Consider the following 2,712-nt stretch of genomic DNA (forward strand, 5'->3'; position numbering starts at 1 on the left):
TCGGCATCGGTTGCGGCCCGCGCGTCGGCGGGACCGCTGTCGGCGACTTGCGCAATGGATTCGCCTGTAGCCGGGTTCGAGACGCTGAAGCGGGCGTGATCGGCGGCCTCGAGCCATTTGCCATCGATAAAGTTACCCGACTGGATCAGTTCTTTCAGTTCGTATTGGCGGTTCATGTTTCCCTCCGGATTCGCGCGGCCCGCGCAGTCGTGCGCGTGGCCGGCATCGGTAATGTTCGGGGTGAATAGCGTTGCCTGCATCTTGTCGATGCAACCGGTCGACAAATCAGTCGTGGTTCTGCGAAAACAGGGATTCGAGCGGGTAATGAGTTTTGACGAACGGCGATTTGATGATCACGAAGCTGAAGTATTTCTCGATACCGATATTGCGTTCGAGCAAACCTTCGATGATGCTTTGATAGTGGCTGACGCTGCGGGTGACGAACTTGAGCAGGTAATCGTAGCCGCCGCTTGCAAGATGACATTCCACGATTTCATCCACGTCGCGAATGGCGTCCACGAACTTGATGAAGTCCTCCCGGCGATGATCCGCCAGCGTCACTTCGGTGAACACGATCTGCACGTCGCCGAGCTTTTCGAGCTGGATCTGCGCGCCGTAACCGACGATATACCCCGCTTTTTCCAGCCTCTTCACCCGGATGAGGCAGGGGCTGGACGAAAGCCCCACAGCGTCCGCAAGCTCGACGTTCGTTATGCGACCTTTCTTTTGCAACTGCGAAAGAATGCGCAAGTCTATGCGGTCGAGTTTGCAGTCGCTGCTCATGATGGGTGTGGCTCCGGCGGGAAGATTGTCGTGAGAAGCGAGACGATCTTATCACGCAGATTTGCGGCAAAACGGTTCCGCCATCAGGCTGTGACCGCTGGTTGCGTCTTCAATGCGGCGCGCATATCGGCTTCGTTGAGCACGTCGTCGAGCGTCTTTGCAAGGCGCTCGAACATCTGGTCGAAATCGCTGTCCGTGAAGCTCAATGCGGGCGCAAAGCCGAGAATGTTGTCGCCGAAAGCGCGGAAGACAAGCCGGTTTTTGTATGCCGCGGCAGCAATCCGTTCCGAAAGTTTCAGCGATGCATCGAAACCTTGTCGCGTGGTTTTATCGGAGACGAGTTCCAGCGCGCCAAGCAACCCGCGATGGCGCGAGTCGCCCACGAGCGGATGATCGAGCAGCGCGTCGAGGCCCGCCGCGAAACGCGGACCATGCGCCACGCCGTTCGCGAGCACGCCGCCTTCGTGATACAGGCGCAGCACTTCCAGACCGATCGCCGCGCTCACCGGATGCGCGGAATACGTGTGTCCATGTCCGACGATCGCGCTCGCGTCACCGTCGGCGATTCCCTGATAGACGGCGTCGGACATCAGCACGGCGCCCATTGGCGCATAGCCCGAGGTCAGGCCCTTTGCAACGGTCATCAGGTCCGGTTGCACGTCCTCGGCCTGGCACGCGAACAGCGGGCCGGTGCGGCCAAAACCGGTGATGACTTCATCGGCGACAAAGAGGATATCGAGCTTGCGGCACGCTTCGCGCATGGCTTTGAGCCAGCCGGCCGGCGGCACGATCACGCCGCCCGATCCCTGGATCGGCTCGCAGAAAAACGCGGCTACGTTGTCGGCGCCGATCTCGGCAACCTTGGCTTCGAGCGCGGCGACGGATGCGGCGATCAGCGCGGCGTCATCGGGGAAATCGTTGCGGTACGCATAGGGCGAAGGAAGATGATGCTGGGTCGGCAGCGGCAGGTCGAAGTTGCGATGAAACGCGGGCAACGCCGTCAGGCCCGCGCCGACAGAAGACGACCCGTGGTACCCGCGATGCAGTGCAATGATGTGCTTCTTGGTCGGCCTGCCGGTTGCGTTGAAGTAATGTGTGATGAAACGGATTGCGGAATCGACTGCATCCGAGCCGCCGAGCGTGAAATACACATGCTGCAGGGATTGCGGCGACACTTCGACCAGCTTCTGCGCCAGTTCGATCGCAGGGGCCGAGCCGAAGTGAAAGTAGCTCGTGGCGTAGGGCAGGCGGCTCATCTGTTCGGTCGCCACCTTGACGATACTTTCCTGTCCGTAGCCTACGTTCACGCACCAGAGGCCGGAGAAGCAGTCGAGCAGTTCGTTGCCGTCGGCATCGCGCAGGTAGGCACCCTTTGCGGACTCGAGCACAGTGACGCCGCGGGCTTCGTGTGCGCGGTAGTTGATGACCGGATGAATCAGATGCTTGCGGTCGGCTTCAATGAGCGATTTGATCGACATGGTTTTCTCGGACGCTGGATGGGCTATTGACTGCTCCAATATTACTCATGGACGGCCATTGCCTGACGCGCTAAAAAATTCCCCAAAGCACGCGGATGTCGCGTTTCACAGGCTCCGCGCAGCATTTTCTGCGGCGCGGGCCTTCGAGGTGCGTTTGAGGTGCGCTTGGTGAGCTGTCTTAGGCGAGCTGTCTGGCCGGTCAATAACCCCGGCTGCGATCGACCTGCCCGATCAGCGGCAGGCCTCGTTCGTGGCGCCGCAGATTCTCCAGGACGGTCTCGACCGCGCCTTCGGGACGCGTCGCGCTGGCAATGTGCGGCGTGATCGCATCCGGATTATGTGAAGCACAAGTCCATCGATGAACTCGCCGCACAACTGATCTTCGATGTCGGCGGCGCAGATGAAAAGCCCGATGTGCTCGCCGGCATGATCGGCGAGATTGGTGTGTCGG

General features: G+C 60.3%; 2 protein-coding genes and 2 pseudogenes. All 4 read right to left on the reverse strand.

Annotated features, from left to right (window positions below):
• Nucleotides 1-176: pseudogene (locus tag ACRXB1_RS34125) on the reverse strand (succinate-semialdehyde dehydrogenase (NADP(+))); the annotation flags it as partial.
• A gap of 109 nt (nucleotides 177-285) precedes the next feature.
• Complete coding sequence (locus tag ACRXB1_RS34130) at nucleotides 286-783, reverse strand: Lrp/AsnC family transcriptional regulator (protein WP_075357593.1); 498 nt, start codon at nucleotides 781-783, stop codon at nucleotides 286-288.
• 83 nt (nucleotides 784-866) lie between these two features.
• Nucleotides 867-2,261 (reverse strand): aminotransferase class III-fold pyridoxal phosphate-dependent enzyme, encoded by a 1,395-nt coding sequence (locus ACRXB1_RS34135; protein WP_449494553.1) that lies wholly within the window; start codon nucleotides 2,259-2,261, stop codon nucleotides 867-869.
• Between the two features lie 199 nt (nucleotides 2,262-2,460).
• Nucleotides 2,461-2,592 (reverse strand): annotated as a pseudogene (locus ACRXB1_RS34140) (glyoxylate/hydroxypyruvate reductase A); the annotation flags it as partial.
• Nucleotides 2,593-2,712 lie beyond the last annotated feature (120 nt).

This window comes from Caballeronia sp. M23-90 (genome assembly GCF_053574605.1).

Coding starts and splice junctions, on each gene's coding strand:
- ACRXB1_RS34135 (WP_449494553.1), bottom strand. CDS start 2,261: ATGTCGATCAAATCGCTCATTGAAGCCGACCGCAAGCATCTGATTCAT.
- ACRXB1_RS34130 (WP_075357593.1), bottom strand. CDS start 783: ATGAGCAGCGACTGCAAACTCGACCGCATAGACTTGCGCATTCTTTCG.